This is a genomic window from Rhodococcus sp. NPDC057014, from assembly GCF_042673295.1.
Classification (GTDB): domain Bacteria; phylum Actinomycetota; class Actinomycetes; order Mycobacteriales; family Mycobacteriaceae; genus Rhodococcus_F.
On the sequence record NZ_JBHUSF010000101.1, the window covers coordinates 1 to 26,470 of the forward strand.

Here is a 26,470-nt window from a genome sequence, read left to right on the forward strand (position 1 = left end):
ACCTCGAGCAGCCTCCGCATTCCCAGGGGGAGTGCGGTCGCGGTCTCGTCGCGCAGATGCGACAGTCCCACGACGTCGAGTGCGCGTTCCGCCTCGGCGATGTCGGCGGCGCGGACCCTGTGATGACGGGGAAGCCGCAGCACGGTCGAGAACATCGATACCCGGTCGGTGCTGTACCGACCGGAGGCCACGGCCTCGCGGACGGTGACGCCGTCGGGGATGTCGGGTGTCTGGAATGTGCGTGCCACGCCGCATCCGGCGACCCGTTCCGGCGCCCTGCCCTGGACCTCGGTGTCACCGATCAGGATTCGACCGCTGTCGGGGCGGTAGAACCCGCAGATCATGTTCAGCATCGTGGTCTTTCCCGAGCCGTTCGGTCCGATCAGCGCGGTGATGCTGCCCGGTTCCGCTCGCAGCGACGCGTTGTCGAGTGCCTGGTTGCCGCCGAATGCCTTCGAGATGCCGTCGACGACGAGCACTTGCCCCGGCATCGGGTCCATCGCCGGTCGATCCGTGCCTGCGGGGCGAGCGCGGGTGCCACGACCGGTCAGGCCCGCCGCGCGGTCCAACCGCGCCGTCGCCTGTGTGGCGACCTTCGCGAGGCCGCCACTGAGGAGGACGCCGCCGAGGATCAGGAATCCGCCGTAGAAGACGAGGGCGTACTGCTGGAACTCGGACGACTGGTTCGGGCCGAGTTGCATGATCGCCGCCCCGACCGCCGCACCGTAGACGCTGGTCGCGCCCCCGAGGATGCATGCCGCGAGAACTGCTGTCGCGAAGGTGAATCCGAACGCTTCGGGGGAGACGTACAGGTCGATGTTCGCGAACAGGGCGCCCGCGAGGCCGGCGGGGAACGCGCCGATCGCATAGCCGAGAAGCTTCATCCGGAACACCGAGATGCCCACCGAGGACGCGAGGACGGGGCTCTGTTTCAGGGTGCGGAATGCGATGCCGTGCCGGGAGGCCACCAGGTTCCGCAGGACCGCGAACCAGAGGATCGCGACGATGACGACCACCATGTAGAACCGGTCGGCATCCACGACTTCACCGAACAGGGTGGCCGGTTCGATCCCGCTGAGTCCGTTGCGGCCGCCGGTGGTGTCCCCGAAGACGGCGATGATGTCCGGGACGAGCAGGACGAGGAAGAACGACGTCATCGCCAATGACCAACTGCCGAGCCGCAATCCCGGGATTCCGGTCACGATGCCCACCGCGAGCGCGACCAGCCCGGAGGCGGTCAATTGCAGCACGATGTCCGTGTATCCGGCGATGGACATGAGCCCGGCGGTGTACGCCCCGGCCGCGTACATCGCGGCCTGGCCGAGCGCGAGTTCCCCCGCGTAGCCGAGGCTGAGATTGAGGCCGCTGACGACCAGCGCGAGGATGCAGGCGAGTTGCACCTGGCGGGACAGCGCGAAGCCCAGACCGAATTCCGGCAGGAACAGCACGAGGAGGCCGACGGCGAGCGGGAAGAGCCAACCCGGAGCCGATCGAATCAGGCGCCACAGTGCCATTGGTTACACCACCCGTTCTCGCGTCCGGCCGAACAGTCCGGCCGGACGCACCATGAGGATCGCGATGAGGACGACGAAGACCGCGATGTTGCTGTACTGGCTGCCCAGTTCGAGAGCGGCGAACGACTCGACGAGTCCGACGGTCAGGCCACCGACCAATGCGCCGGGGAGCGAGCCGAATCCGCCGATCGCCAGTGCGACGAAGCCCTTGATCGCCAGCGCCGAACCCAGCGTGGCCACCGCGAATGTCTTGGGACCCACGAAGAGCCCGAGGAATCCGGCGAGCGCGCCGGAGAAGGCGAACGCGCCGAGGGCCAGCGTCCGGACGTTGACACCGCGCAACAGGGCGGCTTCGCGGTCCTCGGAGATGCCCAGGAGGGCGAGACCGGTCATGGTCCGGGTGCCGGCCCGGCCGAGGACGACCACCAGCACGACCGCCAGAATCAGCAGCACGATCTCGACCGGATACGTGCGGCCGCCGAGGACCGTGATCGGGTCGTTCGAACCGAAGAACGGGACGGTGAGCGGTTCGCTTCCCCAGATCAGCTGCGTCGCACCGTTGATCAGGGTCGCCGCGCCGAGCGTGGTGACAAGCTGATTCTGGTGATCTCGGACCGGCCGGACCGCGACGATCTCCTCGATCCCGGCCAGGATCGTCACGGCGACCGTGGCCGTTACCGCGACGACGAGGATGGGCAATTTCAGGGTGACCAGGCCGGTGTAGGCGACGAACGTGCCGACCATCATCAGCTGGGCCTGAGCGAAGTTGAACGTGTGGGACGAGATGAAGACGATGTTGTAGCCGATCGCCACGAGCGTGTAGACCGCCCCCAGCGCGAGGCCCGACCAGACGATGGTCACCGGTTTCTCCTGTGCTCGGGTGTCATGCGCTCGGGTTTCCGTACTGGCCGTTCAGGAGTGGGCTCGGCGGCACGAACTTGTACGCCTCGTCGCCGGGTTTCGACGCGTGCGAGTCGGCCGTGAAGTGATAGGACGGGGAGAACGCGGTCTCGGCGCTGTCGAGCGCGTCCTGGTTCTCGAGCGCCTCGGCGAGGGCTTCGGGATCGGACGAGGATCCGGCCTTGTTCGCGGCGGCCACGACGAGCGGCAGTGCGTCGTAGTTGTCGGCGAGGATCAGCGTCGACGGGATGTCGCCCATCGCCTTCATGTTCTCGACCATGGTGTTGACGGCGGTGTCGTTCGCGTCGTAGACCGTGCTCGACAGCACGTGCATGACCAGGTTCGCCGTGGCCGGAGTGCCGAGCACGCCTTCCGGTGCAGCCTTCGAGACCAGTGACGTTCCCGCGACCGACGTGTTTCCGACGAGCGGAATGTTCCAGTCGAGCCGCTGAAGGCTCGCGAGGAGGTATCCGAGTGGTGCCCCGTAGGCGTCCACGACGAGCGCCTGCGTGCCCCGGTTCTTCAGCGACTGCAGTTGTGCGGTCATGTCGAGTGCCGCGGTGTCGTACTCCTCGGATCCAGTGCTGCTCAAGCCTTCTCCGCCCAGCGCGTCTTCCATCGCCTGCCCGAACACTTCGCCGTAGGCGCTGCTCCCGTGGACGATGCCGACGGACTGGTATCCCTTGCCCTTGACGTATCGGGCGATGGTCTCGGCGTTCTCGGACGGTCCCGAGGCGAGGTCGAAGTTGAGTGGGTACTTCTCCGGGTTCGCCGAATCCTCGGTGGGCCCGATGTTGAACGAGAGGATCTTGTTCTGCGCGAGGATCGGCAGCGTCGCGGTGGTGATGGTCGACGGGCCGGAGTTGAGGAAGAGGTCGGGCTTCTTCCCCGACGCGATGGCCTCCCGCAGCGTGGACACGGCCGTGGTGGCGTCGCCCGCATCGTCGACCACAGTGATCTCCACCTGGCGTCCGCCGACGCCGCCCGCCCTGTTCACGGCGTCGGCGCTCGCTTTCGCTGCGAGCACGGACGTCTGCGCGTTGGCGGCGAGCGCACCCTGCCCGCTGATTCCGCCGGTCACGAGCACCCGGTAGGGGCCGCCGCCGGCGGCGTCGGCGTCGTCTGCGCCCGCGCCGGAACACCCGGTGAGCGCGAGTGCGGTCACGGCGAGCGCCGCTGTGAGAGCTGAGGATCGAATTCGCATGGGCGCCCCTTCAACGTAAGCAAGCAAGTGCTTGGTTCGGCAAAAGGTAGCAGAACTAACGGTCGATGTCCGCGGAATGTCTCACTCGGCGGGAGGATCTCGACGCGAACGTGCCGATCTCAGCGAAACGACTGCCGGATCACCGGTTCTCGCCGTTCGAGGATGGTGGCGGTGTGCTGCCGGACCATGGCGTCGAGGTGCTCGCCCTGCGGTGCGAGCCAGAACTCGCCGCGGTCGATGCCCGCGAAGACCAACTCCGCGAACGTGTCTGCGTCGAGCCCGTCGGTGTCGAGCAAGTCGCGCATCTGCGTGACCATCCGATCGACGGCCGGATGGGAGACGTCCCCGAACGGGTTGTCGAAGACGGACGTGACGACGGGCCCGGGTGCGAGCACGCTCGCGGACACCGGGGCGTCGATCATGCTCAACTCCATCTGCAGGCATTCCGTGATCGCGACGACCGCGAATTTCGATGCGCTGTACGGCGACATCATCGGACCGGGCGCAAAACCGCCGACCGACGCCGTGTTGACGACGCGGCCGGTACCACCCTGATCGAGCATCCGTGGAACGAACGCGCGGATCCCGTTGACGACGCCCGTGATGTTGACGCCGAGTGCGGCATTCCAGTCGGATTCGCCGAGTTGCCAGAGGAATCCGGCCCGCATGATGCCGGCGTTGTTGAAGAGCACGTCCACCCGGCCGAACGAGTCGAACGCGAGTTCGGCCAGGGCGTGGACGGATCGGGAGTCGGACACGTCGGTGACGCAGGTCGGGGCGCCGCCCAGGTCGGCGGCCGCGCGGTCGAGTGCGGCCGCGTCGATGTCGGCGAGCACCACCGACATACCGCGGGCGTGCGCATGCCGGGCGATCCCCGCCCCGATTCCCGAGGCCGCGCCGGTGACGACGACGACCTGCTTCTCATCCGATTCCGGTTCCGTCACCGCTCGAACGGTAGGACCGTCCCCGGCGCCCTCGGTCCGGCCCTCTCGCTCAGCGGGAGGGATTCACGTGCCGCGACCCCACAGCGGTTCGAGGTCGGGGCCCTCCTCGCCCTGCTGCGCACCCCGGAAGCGTGCCGCGAAGACGATCCAGCCGATGGCGGCCATCAGCAGGAAGCTGACCAGCCGGTACACGACGATTGCGGACACCGCTTCGGAGCCGGCCATTCCGCTGGCGGTCAGGGCGGGCACGAGCACGGCGTCCATGACACCGAGCCCCGCGGGTAGGAGGGGGATGGCGGAACCCGCGGCGTTCCCCGCCGCGTACGCGACAGCGAGGCCGGCGAACCCGGGATGGGCGCCGACCGCGTAGCACGCGAACGCGAGGCACGAGGCGTCGGCGATCCAGTTGAACAGCGACCACCCGAACGCGCGGGCCGTGTCGCGGCGATCCATCCGGACGGCGCTCATCTGGTCGACGATGTGCTTCCACTGGCGAACCCCGGTCAGCGGAGGCTTCTTGCGCAGCGCGTTGACGCCGCGCAGCGCGGTGATGCCCACGCCCTCGAGCGCGTCGGGCCGCGACGCGGCGTACTGGGCCACGACGAGGAAGGCACACAGGCCGCCGAACGTGAAGATCAGCGAGAACGGGTTGGTCTTGGCTCCGACGAGCAGTGCGCCCGCGAGTCCGACGAGCGCCAGGCCGATCGCCTGGAGGACACCGGCCATCACCAGTTGCCACGTCGCGATCACCGGTGACGCACCCCAGAGCCGGGTCTGCCGGTACGTGAACGTCGTCGCGAGAACCGGGCCGCCTGGCAGCGTGACGCTCATCGAGTTGGACGCGAACGTCACCGCCAGCGACTGCCGCTGCCTGATGCGCACGCCCGCGACGCCCAGCAGGCAGCGCTGCACCCGGGCGAAGCTCGACATCGACGCCAGCGACGCAACGACGGCGGCGGCCACCCATCCCCATCGCAGGTCGCCGAGGTTCTGGACGCTCTCCGACAGGTCCGGCCAGATCAGGATGATCTCCACCGCGAGTACCACGACGAGCAACCCGCCGATCACCCATTCGACACGGCGCCTGCGGGGCGTCGGGCGGGTGTCGTCGGCGTCAGTCATACGCGTCCATTACACATGGCGGGTGATCAGACCGTGTATCCGCCGTCGACGTCGAGCTTCTGCCCGGTGACGAATCCGGCGCGGTCGCCGGCGAGGAAGCAGACGGCCTCGGCGACGTCGGCGGCGGTGCCGAACCGGCGCAACGGTATCCGGCTCATCGCGGCGTCGAGTGCGCGCTGATCGAGTTCTTCGGACGTGATCAGCCGCTCGGCCATGCCGTCGGTGAGCATTCCCGGGCCCACCGAGTTGAAGCGGACGCCGTAGCGGCCCTCCTCGGCGGCGAACCCCTTGACCAGTTGTTCGATCGCGCCCTTGGTTCCGGGGGAGAGGCCGTCGCGCACCGGGAAGCGGCTGGTGGCCGCGGTCGTGACGGCGACGACGGAACCGGACGCGTCCCGCAGCGCCGGCAGGGCGGCCTTGACGACGGTGAAGAACGCGACCGCCTCCTGCTCGAGATGCTCGGCGTAGTCGCGGGGCGCGACCTCGGACAGGTGGATCATCGGGACGTGTGGTCCGGCGGCATGGACCAGGATGCCGAGGCCGCCGAAGTGTTCGACGGTCTGCTTCACGACGCTCGCGACCCGGGGCTGGTCGGTGAGGTCGGCGGAGAACGCCTGCGCGGCGACGCCGCTGCCTTCCAGTTCGCCGACGAGGTCCGCGGCGACGTCCGCGTTGGACCGGTAGGTGATGGCCACGTCGTGGCCGAGGGTCGCGAGTTGCCGTGCGATGGCGGAGCCGATGCCGCCGGTGCCGCCGGTGACCAGTGCGGCGTGGCGACGTCGGGGGGTGCTGGTGGCGGGTGTCGCCATGAGGAACTCCAAGCGTGTGAGGGAAGCGCGCCCCTAACCTAGCAACTGCTTGGTTCCGGCGCCGTCACTCGCTCCGGCAGATCATGACCGGGCAGGTGGCGTGATGGAGCAGATTCTGACTCGTCGAACCCATCAGCGCGCCGAGCAGCGGTCCCCGGCCGTGGCTGCCGACGACGATCAACTGCGCGCCTGCGGAGTGACGCAGGATGACGTCCGCGGCGGCGCCCTGCTCGGCCACCCGGGTGACGGACACGTCCGGGTATCGTTCCGCCTCACCCGCGAGGCCTTCGGAGAGCAGCGCCTCCTCTTCCTGCTTGACGGCGTCCCAGTCGACGAGCATGCCGGTGCCGCCTGCGCCGAGCGTGGGGGAGCCCTGCCAGGTGTGGACGGCGCTCAACGGCGCCTCGAAGAACGACGCGAACTCGAATGCGTGACCCACCGCTTCGCTGCTGAGGTCGCTGCCGTCGACCCCCACCACCACCGGACGCTGGTCCGGCGTGGTGACGTCGCCCCGGAGGACGGTCACCGGGCAGGGTGCGCGGTTGGCCACGTGCAGCGCCGTCGAACCGACCAGCACCGAACGGAACGCGCCGGCTCCCGTGGACCCGAGCACGATCAGCCGCGCCCAGTCGGCGGCCTCGAGCAGCGCGGTGCCTGCCGGACCGGGACTGATGGTCGTCTCGATCTCGAGACCGGGAAACTTCGGCCCCAGCAGCCTCTTCGCCGTCCCGATGATGGCCTCGCCGTCCTCGCGCAACTGACTGAGGAACTGCGATTCCAGCATGACCGCCGCCGGGCTGTACAGCGGACCGTCTTGTGGCAGCGCGTGCACCAGTGACAGCGTGGCACCCCACTTCGACGCGACGGAGGCGCCCCACAGGGCGGCGGCGGTGGAGGCGTCGGATCCGTCCAGGCCGACGACGACGGAATGACTGGCGGGTGTGCTCACGTCCGGTTCCCTTCGCTCACGCTGGTGGGTACTCCCCGACTGTGCCCTACTTCCAGACTTTTCGGGCCACCTTCTTCGCGCTCTTCCACTCCGGTTTCAGATCGGCTGCCAGTGCGTCGCCGCGATCGAGTTCGCACTGCAGCAGCATTCCGAGGCCCAGGCTCGATTCGGCGGAATGCTGATCCTCCGCGACGGCCGCGAGGATGTGCTCCCGTGCGACGACGGCGTCCTGGTAGTCGCCGAGCACGTCCTGAAAGCCCTTGAACTTCTTCTGTGCGCGGGCGGACGCCTTCGGTGCCAGTGAGCGCGTGGACTCGATCGCGTAGCGCAATCGTTTGGCGCGCTTGCGCGCTCGGTGCGTCAGTTCGTCCCGCTCGGCCCGGGTGGTCGCGGCCGCCGCCTTCCGCACGCGCCGGTGAACGGACTTCGACAACGTGCGCAGGGTTTTCGCGACGGTCTTCTTCGACGGGCCCGAGCCCCCGGACGCCTCGACGGCGGCGAGGAACGTGTCGAGTCCGGCGAGCAGGTCGAGGTAGCGCCGGGAGTTCAGAGCGGCCAGGGCCCCGGGCCGGGCTGCCGCGGCGAGTCCCGAGAAGTATTCGTCGAGGCGCGCCCGCACGACCTCCCTGTCGGGTATCTCCTCGGCCTCACCCAGCCGATCCACGAGTCGGCTCCACTGCACCTCGGTGTCCCGCGCCGGGCCGAGGGCCTGACCGACCCAGCGGAGTTCGGCGATCAACTCGTCGACCGTTTCCTGATCGCGCAGGCTGGACCCGTACACCTGGAGGACACTCCGGATCCGCCGGGCCGAGACCCGGAGGTCGTGGACGGACTCCTCGAGGTCGCGCCGCACGCCGAGGTCGGCCGTGACGAGAGAATCCTTCTGCTCGGCCAGATACTCCAGCAGCAGCGTCCGCGGCGCGGACTTCTTCTTCCCGCGCGCGGGGGACGGGGTGCCGCCCACCGCGTCGCCGAGTGCCCGCCGCAACTTCGACGGCGCGTCCGAGCGGGTGATTCCTGCGTCGATCAGGCGGGAGTCTATGGCGTCGAACAGTTTTCGGTCACCGGCCGCGAGTTCGACTTCGATCTCCCGCCACACCCGCTCGTCGGTTCCGGTGCCCGTCTCGGGGACGGCGGCGATCACGACATCCGAGACGACCTCGGCGAGCGTCGTGCCCGCCGCGTCCACGAGCCGTTGGCGCTCGCGGTCGGTGCTGATGAGCGCGACCGGGTTCAGGGCGGCGCCGCGGGTGAAGGCCGTGAGCAGTTCCGCGAACTCGCGGGGTACCTCCGTCTCTGCGTGCTCGGGGTCGGGTGCCAGTTGCAGCTCGGTCCGTTCGTCCGCACCTGCCGGGAGCTTCAGATGCCAGCCGGCGTCGTCGCCGCCTTCCCGGCGGCGGAGCGTGATTCCGGCGCGCAGCAACAGCAGTTCGCCCGTGTCGTAGTACAGGGCGGACAGCTGGACGGTATCGCGCCGGGGCTCACCGTCGACGCCCGGAAGCCCCGACAGCGCAGGGAGTTGCTGCTCGGATGTCGCTTCGTACTTGCGTTCCACTTCGGACACGGACGTCGCGGTACTCATGTCCCCATCCTTCCGGCTGAGTGCGCCGGGCGAAAGAAGCCGAGGTCACAGCGGCCAGTCGAGGCTCCGGACGCTCGTGAAGCGTCGCGTGACGCCGGAGCAGGGGTCGGCGAACTCGACGGAGCGGGCCAGCAGCCGCAGCGGCGTCGAATAATCGTCGGCGGCAACGTCGTAGAAATCGGGATAGAAGTTGTCGCCGTGGATCGGGATGCCGAGCGAACTCATGTGCACCCGCAACTGGTGCGTCTTGCCGGTGTGCGGCAGCAGCCGGTACCGGGCCGCGTCGCCGTGGACCTCGAGGAGCTCGATCCGGCTCTCGCTGTTGGCGGGACCGTCCGCCTCGTACGCCTTCAGGACCCCGCGTTCCTTGACGATTCGACTGCGGACCGTGGCGGGCAGGGCGAGATCGGGGTCATAGCGGGCGACGGCCTCGTACTCCTTGGTCACCCGGCGCTGATCGAACAGGGACTGGTAGTCGCGCCGGACCTCGCGCCGCACCGTGAAGATGAGCACCCCGGCGGTCAACCGGTCGAGCCGGTGCGCGGGTGTCAGTTCCGGGAGGTCGAGGTCTCGGCGCAACCGGACCAGCGCCGATTCGGCGATGTACGCGCCGCGCGGGGTGCTGGCCAGGAAGTGGGGTTTGTCCACGACGAGGAGATTGTCGTCGCGGTGGAGGATCTCGATCTCGAACGGCACCCGCTTCTCGACCGGCGGATCCCGGTACAGGAACACGAATCGGCGGGGTGCGAACGGCGTGGACTCGGTGATCGGCCGCCCGCGCTCGTCGACGACTTCGGCCGTGTCGACCTTCTCGCGCAGGCGGGTCTCGTCGTGCGGAAAACGTGCGACGAGGTATTCGAGCACGGTGGGCCACGCGCCGGTGTCCGGCATCCTCAGCCGCGTCGGGTTGAGGCCGTCGCGGACGGGAAGCGGGGCGTCGGGCACGTTCGTCACGGTAGTCGAGTGGCTGCGAAAACCCGTCGTTGACCGCAGGGGGACTCATGGTTACTATCCGGTAAGTTTGTGACGCGGGCCACCCTGATGGTCGCTGAGGCGCGTCATCGGAGGATTTTCACGGGGGTCGTGGTGATCGTGCGTCGATGGGCGTTTCGTCCGGGTGCGGTGGCAGTTGCTCTTGCGGTGGCGATGGGTCTCGCTGTCGTTCCGGCGGTGACGGCGTCGGCGGATCCGACGGGGGGAGCGGCGGCCGCCGCGTGGAATGCCGCGGTCGACGCGCCTCCCGAGTACCCGGTGATCGCGATCGACTGGGACGTTCCCATCACCATGAGTGACGGAACGGTGCTGAAGGCCAACGTCTATCGCCCCGCGGACGCCTCCGGCAAGCCGATCGACGCGAAGATGCCGTCGATCCTCAATGTCACCCCGTACACGAAGCTGGTCGGCAACGTCGTCGATTCCGTGCTCACGGTGCCCGGGCTCGACAGCACGGTCGTCGACATCGTGAACTCCTTCGATCTCGCGGGAACGCCGTTCGACGGCGTCGGCGAGTTGTCGAAGGTGCTCACCGGCGGTGGGATGCGCGTCTTCGGCGTCAACCGCGACCTCGTCCGGAACGGATACACCCAGGTGGTGGTCGATGCGCGCGGCACCGGCTTCTCCCAGGGCGAATGGCAGGCGCTCGGTCCGCTCGAGCAGCAGGACTCCGTCGAGATCATCGACTGGATGAGCAGGCAGGGGTGGTCCGACGGCACGGTCGGGATGGCGGGGGTGTCGTATTCGGGAATCAACTCGCTGCAGGCCGCGGGGCATCGGCCACCGGCGTTGAAGGCGATCTTCCCCACCGAACCGGGCAACGATCTGCTCCGCGACATCGTCGGGACGGGCGGTGGCCTCGGTGTGGGATTCATGCCGCTGTGGCTGTCACTCGTCAACGGTCTCAAGTTCGTTCCCGACGTCCAGGCGCTCGCGCAGGGGAACTTCGACGAACGGTGGCTGCAGGACCGGTTGCGCGATCCGCTGACGCTGTTCCCCGCACTGATCCAGGCGATGACCGCGTCGCAGATCGGCGATCTCGACGCCGGGACGCTGCGGGTGGCGCAGGACGGCCAGTTCTACGAGGAGCGGAAGGCGCAGGCGGGGGACATCGAGGTGCCGACCATGCTCTACGGCGCCTGGCACGACATCTTCGCGAACAGCGAACCGCGGGTCTACAACGACATTCCGCTGCCCGCCGGCGAGAAGCAGCTGATCATGAGCGACGCCTACCACGTCTCGTTCGGGGGCGGCTTCGGCGAGCCGGGTGCGCCGCCGAGACTCGACGTCCTCGAACGCGCGTGGTTCGACAGGTGGCTGAAGGGCATCGACAACGGCATCGACGAGTACGGCCCGGTCACGCTGTATCAGCAGGGCAACGGCTGGACCACCACCGACCGGTTCCCGCGGGCCGGTGTCGACTACCAGCGGATGTACCTGTCGGGTGCCCCCAGCGGCACCGCCGGGCACGCCGCCCACGACGGCAGCCTGGTGCCGGCGACACCCGGCGACACGGCGCAACTCACCGTCGCACCCGGACTCCGCGGGCTCTGCTCCCGCGACGGAACGCAGGGCACCGCCGGCGCGGCCGTCGTCTTCGGATCGGTGTGCAGCAAGGACTCCCGCTTCAACGAGGCCGAGGGCCTGACGTTCACCAGTGCCCCCGTCACACAGCCGACGGAACTGTCGGGTCCGGTCAATCTGCACCTCGAAACCGTGCTCGATGCGCCGGACGGATTCTGGGCGGTGACGCTGAACGACGTCGCACCGGACGGCACGTCGACCGCGCTCACCAACGGTGCGCTCACCGCCTCGATGCGGGCGGTGGACGATTCGAAGAGCGCCAGGTCGGCGAACGGCGACTACACCGAACCGCACCACTCTCTGACGGTGGCCGCGCGTCAGCCGCTGGTTCCGGGTGAAGTGACGCCGGTCGACATCAACTTCGTGCCCACCGACGCGGTCCTCGCGCCGGGGCACCGGTTGCGCGTCGACGTGTACGCGGGCAGCGTTCCCCGGTATCTGCCGCTCGGACCGATTCTGGCGGACAGTCAGCTGAAGCCGCAGCACGTGGCATTGTCGCCGGACCGGCCGAGTTTCCTCAACCTGCCGCTGGTCGGGGCGCGGGCGTGGTGACGGGTTCACGCCGCGTCCCGGGATCCGTAGGGTTGACGGCATGACCAAGTGGACAGCTTCGGACATCGTCGATCAGAGCGGCCGTACGTTCGTCGTCACGGGCGCCAACAGCGGTCTGGGGGAGGTGGCCGCGCGGGCCCTGGGCAAGGCGGGAGCCCACGTCGTGCTGGCCTGCCGCAACACCCACAAGGGGGAGGTGGTCGCGCGGTCGATCGGCGACAACGCCGAGGTGCGACGTCTCGACCTGTCCGACCTCGCATCGGTGCGCGAGTTCGCCGCCGGTGTCGATTCCGTCGACGTGCTCGTGAACAACGCCGGGGTGATGGCGGTTCCGCAGCGCAAGACCGCCGATGGATTCGAAATGCAGATCGGCACAAATCATCTCGGACACTTCGCGTTGACCGGACTGCTGCTCGGCAAGATCACCGATCGGGTCGCCACGATGTCGAGTGCGGCACATCAGGCGGGAACGATTCATCTCGACGATCTCAACTGGGAACACCGCAAGTACAACCGCTGGAGCGCGTACGGCCAGTCGAAGCTCGCGAATCTGCTGTTCACGTACGAATTGCAGCGCAGGCTCGCCGCGGCCGGGTCTCCGGTGACAGCGGTGGCCGCGCACCCCGGCTACGCGTCGACCAATCTGCAGGCGCACACCGAGTCGGTGCAGGACAAGCTGATGGCCGTCGGCAACCGCATCTTCGCGCAGTCCGCGGAGATGGGGGCCCTGCCGATGTTGTTCGCCGCCACCGCCCCCGGCGTGATCGGCGGAAGTTACATCGGGCCGGACGGCCTGTTCGAGCAGCGTGGCCACCCGAAGGTGGTGGGCTCCAACAAGAAGTCACGGGACGAGCAGACCGCGAAGGCGCTGTGGTCGCTGTCGGAGGACCTGACGGGCGTCGAGTACAAGTTCGGGTGACCCGACGCCCGCGCAGGATGCTCAGTCTTCGGTGACCTCGAGGGTGACGTCGATGTTGCCGCGGGTGGCGTTGGAGTAGGGGCACACCTGATGCGCCTTCTCCGTCAGTTCGAGCGCCTCTGCGCGCGGCAGGTGGGGGAGCGACACCTCGAGCGTCACGGCGAGGCCGAATCCGCCGCCGTCCGTGGAGCCGATCCCGACGCGGGCGCCGACGGCCGAGTCCGCGATGTTCGCCCCGGCCTGACGGCCGACCAGCTGGAGTGCGGAGTGGAAGCAGGCCGCGTATCCGGCGGCGAACAGCTGCTCGGGGTTGGTGCCGTCGCCGGATCCGCCCATCTCGGTGGGGATGGCGAGGTTCAGGTCGAGCCGGCCGTCGGACGTGCGAGCGTGGCCGTTGCGGCCTTCCCCGGTTGCGAGGGCTTCGGCGGTGTAGACGATCTTCATGGTTACTTCTCTCCTGTAGGGGTTGCGAAACTGTGGAGCGATTCGGTGAGGCGCGACAGGGTGTCGCGCAGGGCGACGAGTTCGTCGACGCCCATGCCCGTCGAGCGGGCGAGTGCGGTGGGGATGCCCTCCGCGGCGGCGCGGAGGCTCGCGCCCTTCTCGGTGAGGTGGATCCCGACCCGGCGTTCGTCGGCCGACGAACGCCTGCGTTCGACGAGCCCCAGCGCGTCGAGCCGCTTGAGCAGTGGCGACAGGGTGCCGGTGTCGAGATCGAGGGCGTCGCAGATCTCACGCACCCCGCGGCCGTCCTGTTCCCAGAGCACGAGCAGCACGAGGTACTGCGGGTAGGTCACGCCCAGCGCGTCGAGCATCGACCGGTATCGCGCCGTCATGGCCCGGGAGGCCGAGTACAGCGCGAAGCACACCTGGCGGTCGAGGGCGAGGTTGTCGGTCACCCCTGAATGGTTGCACACAACTAGGTTGTGCACAACCAAAAAGGTCATCGAGGAGATTGGCCTTACACTGTTGGCCAGTGACACGGGGTGCTGCCCGGCGAGGATCCAGGCGGCTGAGAAGACACCCGTCGAACCTGAACTGGGTAATGCCGGCGAAGGGATGTCGCGGAGACGGCCGTATGCGCTCATCCGATGTCTCGTCGCCGACCGATCGGAAGGTGACAGCAATGCAGCTCGACAAGCAGATCGTCCTGGTGACCGGCGGTGGCCGGGGCCTCGGTTCCGCCATCGTGCGCTCGTTCGCGGCGCAGCACGCGCGGGTGGTCGTGAACTACCGCAACAGCCGGGAAGCGGCGGAGGAACTCGCGGCATCCCTCGGTGCGGACCGCGCGGTCGCACTCGGGGCCGACGTCACCGATGCCGCGCAGGTGGCGGCACTGTTCGCCGCCGCGGAAGAGCACTTCGGATCGCCGGTGACCACCGTGATCAACAACGCCCTCGCCGACTTCTCCTTCAACGGCGACGCACGCGCCAAGGCGGACGTCATCACGTGGGAGGCCTTCGACTCGCAGTTGCGCGGCAGCGTGCAGGCGACCCTGAACACCACGCAGGCCGCGCTGCCGGGCATGCGCTCGCTCGGGTTCGGCCGCATCGTGAACATCGGAACCAACCTGTTCCAGAATCCCGTCGTCCCGTACCACGACTACACCGCCGCCAAGGCCGCCGCGCTGTCGCTGACGCGCACCCTCGCCGCCGACCTCGGGCCCGACGGCATCACCGTCAACATGGTCTCGGGCGGGCTGCTGCGCACCACCGACGCGAGTGCCGCCACCCCCGACGAGGTGTTCGACCTCATCGCGGCGAGCACTCCGCTGCAGCGGGTCACCACCCCGGACGAGTTCGCCGACGCGGTCCTGTTCTTCGCGTCCCCGTGGTCGCGGTCGGTGACCGGCCAGAACCTCGTCGTCGACGGCGGACTGGTCAAGGACTGACATGACCGACACGAGGCAACTGCACTTCAACGCCTTCCTCTTCGGCTGCGGGCACCACGGCGCCGCGTGGCGGCACCCCGCCTCGCAGGTGGAGCGGCTCAGCGACATCGCCTACTACGAGGAACTGGCGCAGACCGCGGAGCGGGGTTGCCTCGACGCGGTGTTCTTCGCCGACGGGCATTCGGTGCGCGACCCCGCGTCCGGGGGCATGTGGTTCCTCGAACCGCTCACCGCGCTGTCCGCGATGGCACGGGCAACCGAGCGGGTCGGGCTCGTGACGACCGTGTCCACCACCTTCTACACCCCGTTCCACGCCGCGCGGATGCTGGCGTCGCTCGACCACATCAGCGGCGGCCGCGCCGGCTGGAACGTGGTGACGTCGATGTTCGACGCCGAGGCCCGCAATCACGGTCTCGAGGAGATGCCGCCGCACGACGACCGCTACTCGCGGGCCGCGGAATTCGTCGACGTGGCACTCGCGCTGTGGGATTCGTGGGAGCCCGACGCGCTCGTCCTCGACCGGGAGGGCATCTTCGCGGATCCGGCCAAGGTGACACCGATCGGGCATCGGGGCAAGCATTTCCTCGTCGACGGCCCGCTGACCGTGCCGCACTCGCCGCAGGGGCGTCCCGTGCTGTTCCAGGCGGGCGCGTCCGACCAGGGCCGCGACCTGGCCGCCCGGTGCGCCGAGGGCATCTACGCCGTCGCCTACGACCTCACGGCCGCGCAGAGTTACTACGGCGACGTGAAGCGGCGCATCCGCGCCGCGGGCCGCGACGCCGACGCGGTGACCGTGATGCCCGGTCTCGTCACCTACGTGGGTTCGACCACCGAGGAGGCGCGCCGGAAGAAGGCGGAACTCGACGCGCTCCTGCCCGTCGAACAGTCGCTGGCGCAATTGTCGATGTTCGTCCAGCAGGACTGCAGCACATGGGAACTGGACGCACCCGTTCCCGCGCTGCCGCCGCTGTCGGAGTTCACCGGGCCGCAGGGCCGGTACGACACGATCCTGCGGATCATCGAGAAGGACCGTCCGACCGTGCGGTCGCTGCTGGGCACGCTGGCGGCCGGCGGCGGGCACTGCACCATGATCGGCACCCCGGAGTCGATCGCCGACGAGATCGAGGTGTGGTTCCGCGGCGGCGGCGCCGACGGCTTCAACCTGATGCCGCCGCTGTACCCGCACGGGCTCACCGACTTCGTCGACGAGGTCGTTCCCGTCCTGCAGAAGCGCGGGCTGTTCCGCGCGGAGTATGAGACAGCGACCCTGCGCGACCATCTCCGGGGTCGCCGGTAGTTGCCACCACAAAGAACACAACCTTCTCTAAGTACGCAACAGTGACTGTGAGCGTCCCTCCCCCCGACACTGGCTGTTATCGCGATCACATCGCGGTGCAAGCTCGGACGAGGAGTGGCAATGCTGGTAGCACTCGGCTTTTTGATGGTGGCCGTGTTCATGTTCTTGATCATGTCCAAACGGGCCACTCCCGTGGTCGGGCTGATCGCCGTCCCGGTCGCATTCGGCATCGCGGCCGGGGCGGGCCTCGGCATCGGCGACATGATCACCGACGGGATCAAATCGCTGGCCCCGACGGCCGCGTTGCTGTTCTTCGCGATCATCTTCTTCGGGATCATGATCGACGTCGGCCTGTTCGACCCGCTGGTGAAACTCATTCTCCGGCTCGTCCGCAACGACCCCATGCGGCTCGTCGTCGGCACCGCGGTCCTCGCGATGGTGGTGTCGCTGGACGGTGACGGATCCACGACGTTCATCATCGTGACGTCCGCGCTGTTGCCGCTGTACATGAAGCTGAAGGTCAGCCCCGTCGTCCTCACGGTGGTCGCCGGCCTGGCCAACGGCGCGATGAACATCGTCCCGTGGGGTGGGCCGACGGTCCGGGCCGCCTCGGCGCTGGGCATCTCGCCGTCCGACGTGTTCGTCCCGATGATCCCGTCGCTGGTGGTCGGTCTCGTGGTCGTCCTGCTGTTCGCCGTGCAGCTCGGCTACAGCGAACGCCGCCGCATCGGCACACTCGAACTCACCGACGAGCGCCTTCTGGTCTCCGCGGGCTCCGGCCTCCGCCGCTCCACCTCGGGCTCGGGCTCCGGGGGCAGCGGTGACGCACCCCGGACGGGTGGCGGTTCCGGCGACGGCGGTTCGGACGACGGCCAGGGCTTCGTCGACGGCCTCGACCCCCAGCGGCCCACGCTGCGACCGAAGCTGTTGTGGTTCAACATGCTCGTGACCGTGGCGCTGCTCGTCGTGCTCGTGATGGACGTGCTGCCGATTCCGGTGCTGTTCATGGTGGCCGCGTCGATCGCGCTGACCGTCAACTTCCCGCGGGTCAAGGAACAGCAGGAAGCGATCACCCGGCACTCGTCGAGCATCGTCTCCGTCGTCGCGATGGTGTTCGCCGCGGCCGTGCTCACCGGCGTGTTCCAGGGCACCGGAATGGTCGAGGCGATGGCGCAGTGGCTGCTCGAGATCATCCCCGCCGCGCTGGGGCCGCACCTGGCCGTCATCACCGGCATCCTGAGCCTGCCGTTCACGTTCTTCATGAGCAACGACGCCTTCTACTTCGGCGTCATGCCGGTGCTCGCCGAAACGGCGTCCACGTACGGCATCGAGCCGGTCGAGATGGCCCGCGCCTCCATCACCGGCCAGACGTTCCACATGCAGAGCCCCCTCGTCCCGGCCATCCTCCTGCTCGTCACCCTGGCGGGTGTCCCGCTGGCGGACCATCACAAGAAGGTGCTGTGGCGCGCGGCGCTGGTGTCGCTGTCGATGCTGGTGGTCGGTGTGGTCCTCGGGCAGATCCCCTGGTGACCTAGTCGTCCCCCGGTGACTTAGTCGGCGGAGTCGGTGTCGGTGGCGGGCCCCTCGGGGGTTGCGCCACCTTCGCCGCTCCAGTCGGCGCCGGAATCCTTGTCGTCCTCGGCCGGATCGGACAGCACGTCCTTGTCCGCGCCGGGGGCGCCGCTGTCGGTGCTCGTGGTCTTCGGTCCGGAAGCGTCCTTCGGTGTCATGTCCGACGGTTACCCCGACTGCGGGGTGCGCCAATCAGACGCTCGCGAGTCCGCACTGCGAAAACTCTGTCGGGGATTGGCCGGTGAACAATACTTCGACGTAGTGTTCCCCGGGTTATCGACGATGAAGGAGTGGAACTGTGGCGCGCAAAGTTGTTGTCGAACGCATCGACGACATCGACGGAACTCCGATCAAGAACGGTAAGGGGGAGACCATTCCGTTCTCAGTCGACGGCGTCGACTACGAGATCGATCTGAAGCTCAAGAACGCCAAAGAATTCCACAAGACCCTCGAGTTCTACATCGAGCATGCAACCCGGGTCGGGGGAAGGAAGCGCCGGTCCACCACTGCGGTGGATCCGTCGCAGGGCCGTGGGCAGGCGAAGGAAATCCGGGAATGGGCGACGGCACAGGGCTATGAGTTGTCCGCGCGCGGACGCATTCCCGCACAAATCGAGGAAGCGTACAACGAGGCGCACTGAGACCGCATCGTCGCGAGCGGTCGACGCCTCCGGCCACCCCTGGGCCGGGTCGGCTGGGGGCGGTCTCGGGGGCAGTTGTCAGTACCGCCGCGCTGCGTGAAACGACATGGAGTTCAAGGCCACTCGCGTGACCGGTCGCCCCGGGGCCGGGGCGTGGACGACGGTGTCGTCGCCCGCATAGATTCCGGCGTGACCGCCCCCGTAGAAGAGGACGACGTCACCGGGCTGCAGGTCGTCCCGGTCGACGGCGGTTCCGTGCAGGAGTTGCTCGTGGGTGGTGCGCGGAACCGACACGCCCGCCTGCTTGTATGCCCACTGGACGAGACCGGAGCTGTCGAAGGCGCGGTGGTCGCCGGCGCCGCGGGTGCAGGCGATGCCGATTCTGGAGGTGGCGGCGCGCAGGGCGTGGCGTCCCGGCCGCACCGGATCCGCGCGAAACGTCTGAACCAGGTGAAGTCCGTGGTTTCCGGTGTGGGGGTTCATGCCGTCGGTACTCCAGTGCGCTCGGTGTGGTGTCGCGTCTGCGGGGCGTGCTCTGCTTACAGGGTGACCCCGACACGGGCACGGCGCACCGGCTGAATTACCTGGATAGGTGCCTGTCTTCCCGCCTGGCCGCCGGGTGCGGGGGTCGTCGGCAGAACCATTCGATCCGGTCGGTTTGGTACTCGCGAGTAGTGCAACGCACCCTTAACGTCGAGTGGGCGCATGTCAAGAGGAAAAGGTCCGCTATGTCCTGTGGGCTGGGATGGAGAATGCGGACAATGAAGATCCGGCAAACCGCGAACTGTGCATTCGGCGTCGCACGCCTGGCGTTCGATGCGGCAGCCGCCCTCCTGTCCGTTGCCGTGGCCGTGCCGGTCGCCTTCGTCGCAGGCGAGGCGAGGACGATGGCTCACACGGCGCGAGGCGACATCACGCCGGACCCCGCATCGTCGGACCGGGAGCACGTGCACGACCTGGGGACGATCGTCGAACTGAGCTAGCCGGCCCGGCGGGGACGGCGCAGCCGCAGCCGGGCGTAGGTGACGACCGCGAGCACAGCACTGATGAGCACCAGCATCGCGATGCTGAGCAGCCACCACGACGCGGCGTGCTGCCACAGGGTGTCGGGCTCGGTGCCGGTGGCATTGGTGCGCAGGTCCACCGTCGAGGCGGCGGCCGCGAACCCCCAGCGGGACGGGAAAAGCCACGACACCTGTTCGAGGACGGCGCGTCCGGTGATCGTGATCAGTCCTCCGCACATCACCAGCTGCACCATGATCGTGACCACCAGCATCGGCATCACCTGCTCGTTGGAGCGCGCCACCGAAGACAGCGCCAAACCGACGAGGACGCAGGAGCAGGTGGTGACGGCGATGTCCACGATCAGTTCGACGGACGCGGAGGGGATCAGGCTGCCCCGGCTCGGAAAACCCTTGCCCACGAACACGATCAGCACCATGATCACCGACTGCACGATCGCGGCGGCGCAGAACACGACGATCTTCGCCGTCAGATAGGCGGACGGGAGCAGCCCGGCAGCACGCTCGCGGTGATAGATCATGCGCTCGCCGACCAGGTCGCGGATGGTCAGCGAGCATCCCATGAAGGCGGCGCCGAGGATCAGCACGACCAGGATCTGGGTGAGTTCACCGGATTCGTCGAGGCCGGACGGTCCGAACCCCGTGTCGCCGGGCACGAGCACCGCCAGCCCGCCCAGCACGAACGGCAGCAGCGACAGGAAGATCAGGTACCCGCGGTCGGCGCGGATCAGCCGCACCTGGCGGCGGGCGACGGTACTCAACTGCCTGCGCCGCGAGGTGTGCGCCGGACTGCCGAGAGGTCCCGGCGGGCTCGGGGCCGGCGCCTCCACCGACGGGCGGGTGGCGCGGTAGTCGGCGAACACCCCGTCGGGGTCGGCGGCGACCCGGGCGAAGATGTCGGCCCAGTCGGTGCTGCCGAGCGCCGCCCCGACCCGGTCCGGCGGGCCCACGTACGCGGTCTTGCCGCCCGGTGCGAGGAGCAGCACCTGATCGCACATCTCGAGGTACGACAGCGAATGGGTGACGATGACGACGACCCGGCCCGAGTCGGCGAGCCGGCGCAACGTCGCCATGATCTGCCGGTCCAGCGCGGGGTCCAGGCCCGACGTCGGTTCGTCGAGGATCAGCAGCGACGGGCCGGTGAGCAACTCCATCGCGACGGACGCACGTTTGCGTTGCCCGCCGGACAGCCGGTCGACCCTCGTGTCGGCGTGTTCGGACAGTTGCAGTTCGTCGAGGACCGTCGCGATCACCTCCTCGCGGTCCTCCCGGCTGGTGTCCGGCGGCAGCCTCAGCTCCGCCGCGTAGCCGAGCGCCTGACGGATCGTCAGCTGGCGGTGCACGACGTCGTCCTGGGGAACCATCCCGATGCGGGAGCGCAGCACCTGATATTCGGCGTGTACGCTGCGTCCCTCGAACTCCACCACACCCTCCGTCGGACGCTCCGAACCGGAGATGATGGTGGCCACCGTGGTCTTACCCGCCCCGGAGGGGCCGATCACGGCGGTGAGGCTGCCCGGCTGGGCGGTGAACGTGACGTCCTCGAGCAGGCGCCGCCCGCCTTCGATGGTGAGTCCGACGCCGTCCACGCGCAGACCGCCCGCGGTGGGAGCGACCACCCGACGGGGAACGAGTTGCCCGTCCCGCACGCCGAAATCGGTGTTGCCGATCGTGACGACGTCGCCGTCCGTCAGCTGCGCGCGCGACACCCGGGCGCCGCCGACGAACGTTCCGTTGACGCTCCCCAGGTCGTCGATCTCGAGGCCGGACGGCACGTGGTGGACGATCGCGTGATGGCGTGAGGCCAGCACATCCCGCACGACGATGTCGTTGTCGGGCGAGCGCCCCACGGTGAGGGACCCCGCCGGAGTCGCCTCGTGCGGCGGCTCTGCCGGAGCGCCGGGCGTCCCGACGCCGATCGTCGCCTCGTCCCAGCGGGCGCCCACGTCCTGTCGCGTCGCATCCGGATCCTCCACCGAGATCCGCACGATCGGACCCTCGGTCGCGTCACCCAGGCGGACGCGGACGGGGCTCGTGACGGGGACGTTCTCGCGGCGCTCACCGTCGACGTAGATCCCGTTCTTGCTGCCGGAGTCGACGAGCTGCCAACCGTCGTCCCAGGTGAGCTGCGCATGTTCGCGCGACACCACGGGGTCGACGATGGTGACCTCCAACTGCGGATCCCGGCCGATGCGTACGGCTCTGCCCGCGCTGTGCGTGGTGCGGCCGTGGTCGGTCTCGACCACGACCCGCGGGTGTGCTGTGCTCGCCCGGTCGTCCATCGCCACGGCCTCCGGTCAGCGTCATCGGGCGTAGAGCGTCGACTCCTCCATGGTCGCACGCACTCCCCGGGCCGCGTGGGCAGAACGGGTACTCCCGAATCCCGGGGCCGCGCGTGAGGAACACTGGGCCGGGTGAGTACGTCCCTGGCGAATCCCGGTGTCGGACTGGCCGTGCTGTGCACCGTGATGGTTGTGTGCGCGGCCGTGGTGTACCGCTTCACCCGACTCGGCAGCCCACTGGTCGTGCCCGCCGCGGCGCTCCGGGGCGCCGCCCAGCTCGCCGCGGTGTCCCTGATCCTGGCCGCCGCTCTCGCCCAGTTGTGGTCCTCCATCCTCGTGCTGGTCGTCATGTTCGCGGCAGCGGTGGGAACGTCCGCCCGGCGCGCGAGGGCCGGACGGTCCGCGGCGTGGCTGGCGCTGTCGCTTGCGGCGGGAGTGGGCACCGTCCTGCCGTTGATGCTGGTGAGCCGGGTGGTCCCGCTCGACGGTGTCGCTCTCGTTCCGGTCGGCGGGATCGTGCTCGGCGGCGCGATGACGGCCACCTCCCTCGCGGCGCGGCGCGGGCTCGACGCCGTCGAACAGCGGTGGGGCGAGGTCGAGGCGGCGCTCAGTCTCGGACTCAGCGTCCGCGACGCCCGCCTGGACGTGGTCCGGTCCGCCGCCTCGGACGCGCTGCTCCCGGGGCTCGACCAGACCCGGACCGTCGGGCTGGTCACCCTGCCCGGGGCGTTCGTCGGGGTGCTGCTCGCGAGCGGGTCCGCCGTCCAGGCCGGCGCCGTCCAGATCCTCGTGCTGGTGGGGCTGCTGCTCGCGCAGACCTGCGCGGTGGCCGTGACGATCGAACTGGTGGCCAGGGAGGTCGTCCGCCGGCCGCGAGAGCATGCGATGTCCGCCTGAAAGCACCGGCTACTGCCTCCATCTGGCCCGAACCCCGGTCGATCCCGTGGTCGGTCCCGCATACTGGGCGGTGGTCGGTCCCTGCTGACGAGGCGGTGTCGTGTGGTGCATCCCGAGGTACTGGTGGTCGGAGCGGGTCCCGTCGGTCTGACGGCGGCGATCGAACTGCGCAGGCGCGGCGTCGCCTGCCGAATCATCGATCCGCTGCTCGAGCCCCCGCAGTATGCGAAGGCGGTGGGAATCCAGCCGCGCACCCTCGAGGTGTTCGAGAGCATGGGTGTGCTGCGCAGCATCCTGGACGCGTCGATCGAGATGCTCGGGCAGATCGTGTACGTCAACGGCGACGAGGTCGCCCGGCTGGACCTGTCGCTCCCGGCGGACATCCCGTTCCAATTCATCGGGCTGCCCCAGTACGAGACCGAACGCATCCTCACCGAGCACCTGGCCACGTTCGGGACCACGATCGAACGCGGAACCAGGCTGACGGGATTCGAGCAGGACGACGACGGTGTCGTCGCCACGGTCGCCGACGCGGACGGCGACGAAACCGTCCGAACCCAGTACCTTTTCGGCTGCGACGGCGCCCACAGCGTGGTCCGCAAGGGTCTCGGCCTCACGTTCGAGGGAGGTGCGTTCGTCGAGCAGTACATGCTCGGCGACGTCGAGGTCGACTGGGCGATGCCGCGAGGCTACGGAATCCGGTCGATGCATCAGACGGACGGCGAGACCGACGACCTGCTCGTGTGCATTCCGCTGCCCGGGCGCCGCCGCTACCGGATGTCGATGCTGGTGCCGAGCGACCTCGCCGGCACCGGAACGCCGGCGGCCGACAAGATCGCGCACGGGTTCGAGGCCGGACCGGCACCCGAGCTGAGCCACATCCAGGCCGTGCTCGACCGGCTGTCGCCGGAGCCGACGCGGGCGTCGAATCTTCGCTGGTCGTCCGTCTTCCGGATCAGCCACCGCATCGTCGACTCGTACGGGCGCGGACGGGTGTTCGTCGCGGGCGACGCGGCGCACATCCATCCGCCGACCGGTGCGCAGGGCATGAACACAGGCATCCAGGATGCGCACAACCTGGCGTGGAAGGTCGCGCTGGCGGTGGCCGGTGCCGCGGCCCCCGATCTGCTGGACAGCTACGACGCCGAGCGGCGGCCCGTCGGGGAGGAGGTGGTGGGACGCACGGTGCGCAGCGCACGGGAGGGGATCGGGGCGGGGTCTTCGGATCCCGATTACGTGATCCGACGCGAGGCGCAACTCCTCATCAGCTACGCGGACAGTCCGATCGTCGGCCAACCGGCGACGAATGCGGGCCTTGCGCCCGGCAGCCGGGCGCCGGACGCCCGCGGGCTGACCCGCACCACCGTCGCGTTTCCCCTCCGGCTGTTCACGCTCCTCGCGGGATCGAACCACACGCTGCTGCTGTACGCCGACGACTCGGTCGACGCGCGCGGGCTCGAACTGCTCGAGGCGGCCGCGACGTCGGTGGACGCGGCGACCGGCGGACTCGTCGACACCTACCTCGTCGCGTCGCCTGCCGCGGAGGTCGGAGAGACGGTGCTGCCGCTGATCCGGGACCGCGACGGCGAGTTCGCTCGCGCCTACGGTGCCGAGGGTTCCGCCGCGTTCGTCGTCCGTCCGGACGGCTATCTGGGATTCCGGCAGAGTCCGGTCGCCGTCGACGGCCTCACCGAGTATCTGAAGCCGACTTTCCGCTGAGCTCGACGGTCGTGGGCAGGCCGCGCCGGATGTCACCCGGCGCGGGCTTGCCGAGCGGCGCCCCGGCCCGGGTCGCCGAATCGAGCAGCCACGGCACGCTCGTGACCATCACCCCGGACGTGAACAGCAACCGGCCTTTGAGGCGCAGCGCATTCTGGTTGTGCAGCAGGTGTTCCCACCAGCGACCGACCACGTACTCGGGGATGAAGATGGTGACGACTCCGCCGGGAATCCGTTTCCGGACGGATTTCACGTATCCCACGATGGGGCCGGTGACTTCCCGGTAGGGCGATTCGAGGACCTTCAGCGGCACCGGGATCTCGTATTTCTCCCACTCCCGCTGCAGTGTCGTGGTGCCGGCGCCCAGTACGGTGACGGCCTCGAGCGTCGTCGGATGGGTGGCGCGGGCGTACGCCAGGGCGCGGGCGGTGGGTTTGTTGAGCACGGACACCAGCACGATGGTGTGCACCGCGGAGGGGAGGGTGAAGCTGTCCTCGTCGACGACGAGGAGCGCCGCGGTCCGGTCGTAGTGCCGCCGAACCCCGCGCATCAGGAAGAACAGGATCGGCATCGCGATGACCACCAGGTAGGCGCCCTGGGTGAACTTCGTGACCGTGACGATGACCAGGACTGTGCCGGTGAGGAGGGCGCCGGTGCCGTTGAGCGCCCGCCTGCCGTGGATGCGACGACGTTCGCGGGAGTCGGATTCGGTTGCCAGCACACCGTTCCAGTGCCGGACCATGCCCGCCTGGCTGAGCGTGAAGGACGTGAACACGCCGAGGATGTACAGCTGGATGAGGTGAGTGACGGACGCCTCGAACAGGACGATCAGTCCGCCCGCCGTCACCGCGAGGAGCACGATGCCGTTGCTGAACGCCAACCGGTCGCCGCGAGTGTTGAGCTGGACGGGAAGGTAGCGGTCGCGGCCGAGCACCGACGCGAGCAGCGGGAAGCCGTTGTAGGCGGTGTTCGCGGCGAGCACGAGGATCAGCACGGTCGCGGCCTGCACGTAGAAGAAGCCGAAGTTGGTGGTGCCGCCGAACACTGCGGCCGCGATCTGGGCGATGACGGTGCGCTGCGGGTCGGTCTCGCAGTTTCCGGCGAACCCGATCAGATCGCACGGGTTCACCGCGACGTGCACCTTGGTGACGATGGCCAGCGCGGTGATTCCCGCGAACATCACGATCGCCGTGGCCGCCATCGCCATGAGGGTCTTCGCGGCGTTGGCGCTCTTCGGTTTACGGAACGCGGGTACCCCGTTGGAGATGGCCTCGACCCCCGTCAGCGCGGTACATCCGGACGAGAACGCGCGCAGCGCGAAGAACACGAGGGCCAGACCGGTCAGCCCGGACAGTTCCGGTTCGATGGTGTAGCCGGCGCTTTCGGCAACGGGCGTCGAACCGGCCGCGACGCGGATGAAGCCCGTCACGATCAGGATCATCACACCGGCGATGAACCCGTACGTCGGGAAGGCGAACGTGGTTCCCGATTCGCGGATCCCGCGCAGGTTCATCACCGTCAGCAGCACCACGAACGCCACGGCCAGCGCCACCCGGTGCGTGTTCAGCGCGGGCACCGCCGAGATCAGATTGTCGACGCCCGCCGACACCGACACCGACACCGTCATCACGTAATCGATGAGCAGCGCCGACGCCACCGTCAATCCCGCGGACGGGCCGAGGTTCTTCGTGGCCACCTCGTACGAGCCGCCCCCGCTGGGATAGGCGTACACCACCTGGCGGTACGACAGGGCGACGACCGCGAGAAGCACCACCACCCCGACCGCCAGATACGGTGTCAGATAGAAGTACGCGAGACCGCCCAGCGACAGGATCAGCAGGATCTCCTGCGTCGCATACGCGACGGACGACAGGGGGTCGGAAGCGAAGATCGGCAGCGCCAGACGTTTGGTCAGCAACTGCTCCCCGAGATCGTCACTGCGCAGCGGGCGTCCCAGAGCCAGCCGCCGGACCGCTCGAACGAGAGCCACCACCAGTTCAGCGTAGAACCGCGGCGGGGTGCAGCGCGGGTTTTCGCTCTCAGGCCGCGCCGCACCCCGCCGGAGGGCTACACGTACG

24 protein-coding genes and 1 riboswitch are annotated in these 26,470 nt (G+C 68.8%); of the genes, 9 read left to right on the top strand and 15 right to left on the bottom strand.

The features are described from left to right. From ACFTZB_RS20550 to ACFTZB_RS20590, 9 genes are all read right to left on the bottom strand, one after another. The coding region (locus ACFTZB_RS20550; RefSeq protein WP_378433784.1) for an ATP-binding cassette domain-containing protein at window positions 1–1,514 on the bottom strand (1,514 nt) is incomplete at its 3' end. A 3-nt stretch (window positions 1,515–1,517) separates the two neighbouring features. Further along, complete coding sequence (locus ACFTZB_RS20555; RefSeq protein ID WP_378433785.1) at window positions 1,518–2,375, bottom strand: branched-chain amino acid ABC transporter permease; 858 nt, start codon at window positions 2,373–2,375, stop codon at window positions 1,518–1,520. 22 nt (window positions 2,376–2,397) lie between these two features. Beyond that, entirely contained in the window at window positions 2,398–3,618 is a 1,221-nt protein-coding gene (locus tag ACFTZB_RS20560; protein ID WP_378433786.1) for an ABC transporter substrate-binding protein, read from the bottom strand. A 119-nt stretch (window positions 3,619–3,737) separates the two neighbouring features. Continuing rightward, window positions 3,738–4,562 (bottom strand): SDR family NAD(P)-dependent oxidoreductase, encoded by an 825-nt coding sequence (locus tag ACFTZB_RS20565; RefSeq protein WP_378433787.1) that lies wholly within the window; start codon window positions 4,560–4,562, stop codon window positions 3,738–3,740. A 63-nt stretch (window positions 4,563–4,625) separates the two neighbouring features. Further along, on the bottom strand, window positions 4,626–5,684 hold the full coding sequence (locus ACFTZB_RS20570; protein ID WP_378433788.1) for a YbhN family protein: 1,059 nt from the start codon (window positions 5,682–5,684) through the stop codon (window positions 4,626–4,628). A 26-nt stretch (window positions 5,685–5,710) separates the two neighbouring features. Next, window positions 5,711–6,493, bottom strand: coding sequence for an SDR family NAD(P)-dependent oxidoreductase (locus tag ACFTZB_RS20575; RefSeq protein ID WP_378433789.1), 783 nt, complete (start codon window positions 6,491–6,493; stop codon window positions 5,711–5,713). A gap of 64 nt (window positions 6,494–6,557) precedes the next feature. Further along, window positions 6,558–7,442, bottom strand: a complete 885-nt coding sequence (locus ACFTZB_RS20580; RefSeq protein WP_378433790.1) for a universal stress protein — start codon at window positions 7,440–7,442, stop codon at window positions 6,558–6,560. A gap of 46 nt (window positions 7,443–7,488) precedes the next feature. Continuing rightward, on the bottom strand, window positions 7,489–9,024 hold the full coding sequence (locus ACFTZB_RS20585; RefSeq protein ID WP_378433791.1) for a CHAD domain-containing protein: 1,536 nt from the start codon (window positions 9,022–9,024) through the stop codon (window positions 7,489–7,491). A gap of 45 nt (window positions 9,025–9,069) precedes the next feature. After that, entirely contained in the window at window positions 9,070–9,969 is a 900-nt protein-coding gene (locus ACFTZB_RS20590) for a pseudouridine synthase (RefSeq protein WP_378433792.1), read from the bottom strand. A gap of 96 nt (window positions 9,970–10,065) precedes the next feature. On the opposite strand from ACFTZB_RS20590, the gene ACFTZB_RS20595 reads away from it, so the two are divergent. Both ACFTZB_RS20595 and ACFTZB_RS20600 read left to right on the top strand, forming a co-directional pair. Further along, complete coding sequence (locus ACFTZB_RS20595; RefSeq protein WP_378433805.1) at window positions 10,066–12,153, top strand: CocE/NonD family hydrolase; 2,088 nt, start codon at window positions 10,066–10,068, stop codon at window positions 12,151–12,153. A gap of 40 nt (window positions 12,154–12,193) precedes the next feature. Beyond that, entirely contained in the window at window positions 12,194–13,072 is an 879-nt protein-coding gene (locus ACFTZB_RS20600) for an oxidoreductase (RefSeq protein ID WP_378433793.1), read from the top strand. 21 nt (window positions 13,073–13,093) lie between these two features. On the opposite strand, the gene ACFTZB_RS20605 is transcribed toward ACFTZB_RS20600, so the two are convergent. Both ACFTZB_RS20605 and ACFTZB_RS20610 read right to left on the bottom strand, forming a co-directional pair. Further along, the gene (locus ACFTZB_RS20605) at window positions 13,094–13,516 is read right to left on the bottom strand and encodes an organic hydroperoxide resistance protein (RefSeq protein ID WP_378433794.1); all 423 of its coding nucleotides are present in this window, start codon (window positions 13,514–13,516) and stop codon (window positions 13,094–13,096) included. Between the two features lie 2 nt (window positions 13,517–13,518). After that, window positions 13,519–13,971, bottom strand: a complete 453-nt coding sequence (locus ACFTZB_RS20610) for a MarR family winged helix-turn-helix transcriptional regulator (RefSeq protein WP_378433795.1) — start codon at window positions 13,969–13,971, stop codon at window positions 13,519–13,521. A 73-nt stretch (window positions 13,972–14,044) separates the two neighbouring features. Then, a riboswitch (TPP riboswitch) is annotated at window positions 14,045–14,149 on the top strand. Window positions 14,150–14,198: 49 nt separating this feature from the next. Here ACFTZB_RS20610 and ACFTZB_RS20615 point away from each other — a divergent pair. The 3 genes from ACFTZB_RS20615 to ACFTZB_RS20625 all read left to right on the top strand — a co-directional run bounded on the left by ACFTZB_RS20615 (window position 14,199) and on the right by ACFTZB_RS20625 (window position 17,790). After that, entirely contained in the window at window positions 14,199–14,963 is a 765-nt protein-coding gene (locus ACFTZB_RS20615; protein WP_378433796.1) for a 3-oxoacyl-ACP reductase, read from the top strand. 1 nt (window position 14,964) lies between these two features. After that, window positions 14,965–16,260, top strand: coding sequence for an LLM class flavin-dependent oxidoreductase (locus ACFTZB_RS20620; protein ID WP_378433797.1), 1,296 nt, complete (start codon window positions 14,965–14,967; stop codon window positions 16,258–16,260). A gap of 84 nt (window positions 16,261–16,344) precedes the next feature. Continuing rightward, window positions 16,345–17,790 (top strand): CitMHS family transporter, encoded by a 1,446-nt coding sequence (locus ACFTZB_RS20625; RefSeq protein WP_378433806.1) that lies wholly within the window; start codon window positions 16,345–16,347, stop codon window positions 17,788–17,790. A gap of 20 nt (window positions 17,791–17,810) precedes the next feature. On the opposite strand, the gene ACFTZB_RS20630 is transcribed toward ACFTZB_RS20625, so the two are convergent. Continuing rightward, window positions 17,811–17,990, bottom strand: a complete 180-nt coding sequence (locus tag ACFTZB_RS20630) for a hypothetical protein (RefSeq protein ID WP_378433798.1) — start codon at window positions 17,988–17,990, stop codon at window positions 17,811–17,813. Window positions 17,991–18,130: 140 nt separating this feature from the next. Here ACFTZB_RS20630 and ACFTZB_RS20635 point away from each other — a divergent pair, with 140 nt between their 5' ends. Beyond that, the gene (locus ACFTZB_RS20635) at window positions 18,131–18,472 is read left to right on the top strand and encodes an Lsr2 family protein (protein ID WP_378433799.1); all 342 of its coding nucleotides are present in this window, start codon (window positions 18,131–18,133) and stop codon (window positions 18,470–18,472) included. Window positions 18,473–18,550: 78 nt separating this feature from the next. Here the strand turns inward: ACFTZB_RS20635 and ACFTZB_RS20640 are convergent, their stop codons facing one another. Beyond that, on the bottom strand, window positions 18,551–18,955 hold the full coding sequence (locus ACFTZB_RS20640) for a C40 family peptidase (protein ID WP_378433800.1): 405 nt from the start codon (window positions 18,953–18,955) through the stop codon (window positions 18,551–18,553). 278 nt (window positions 18,956–19,233) lie between these two features. On the opposite strand from ACFTZB_RS20640, the gene ACFTZB_RS20645 reads away from it, so the two are divergent. Further along, window positions 19,234–19,455 (top strand): hypothetical protein, encoded by a 222-nt coding sequence (locus tag ACFTZB_RS20645; RefSeq protein WP_378433801.1) that lies wholly within the window; start codon window positions 19,234–19,236, stop codon window positions 19,453–19,455. Here ACFTZB_RS20645 and ACFTZB_RS20650 read toward each other — a convergent pair. Continuing rightward, window positions 19,452–21,776: an ATP-binding cassette domain-containing protein gene (locus ACFTZB_RS20650; RefSeq protein WP_378433802.1), complete on the bottom strand. Its 2,325-nt coding sequence runs from the start codon at window positions 21,774–21,776 to the stop codon at window positions 19,452–19,454. The genes ACFTZB_RS20645 and ACFTZB_RS20650 overlap by 4 nt on opposite strands. Before the next feature lie 132 nt (window positions 21,777–21,908). Between ACFTZB_RS20650 and ACFTZB_RS20655 the strand changes: the two genes are divergently transcribed. Together ACFTZB_RS20655 and ACFTZB_RS20660 are read left to right on the top strand one after the other, a co-directional pair. Then, entirely contained in the window at window positions 21,909–22,673 is a 765-nt protein-coding gene (locus tag ACFTZB_RS20655) for an ABC transporter permease (RefSeq protein WP_378433803.1), read from the top strand. A gap of 102 nt (window positions 22,674–22,775) precedes the next feature. Further along, entirely contained in the window at window positions 22,776–24,392 is a 1,617-nt protein-coding gene (locus ACFTZB_RS20660) for an FAD-dependent monooxygenase (protein ID WP_378433804.1), read from the top strand. Here the strand turns inward: ACFTZB_RS20660 and ACFTZB_RS20665 are convergent. Continuing rightward, the gene (locus tag ACFTZB_RS20665) at window positions 24,361–26,385 is read right to left on the bottom strand and encodes an APC family permease (RefSeq protein ID WP_378433807.1); all 2,025 of its coding nucleotides are present in this window, start codon (window positions 26,383–26,385) and stop codon (window positions 24,361–24,363) included. The two genes, ACFTZB_RS20660 and ACFTZB_RS20665, sit on opposite strands and share 32 nt — an antisense overlap. Window positions 26,386–26,470 lie beyond the last annotated feature (85 nt).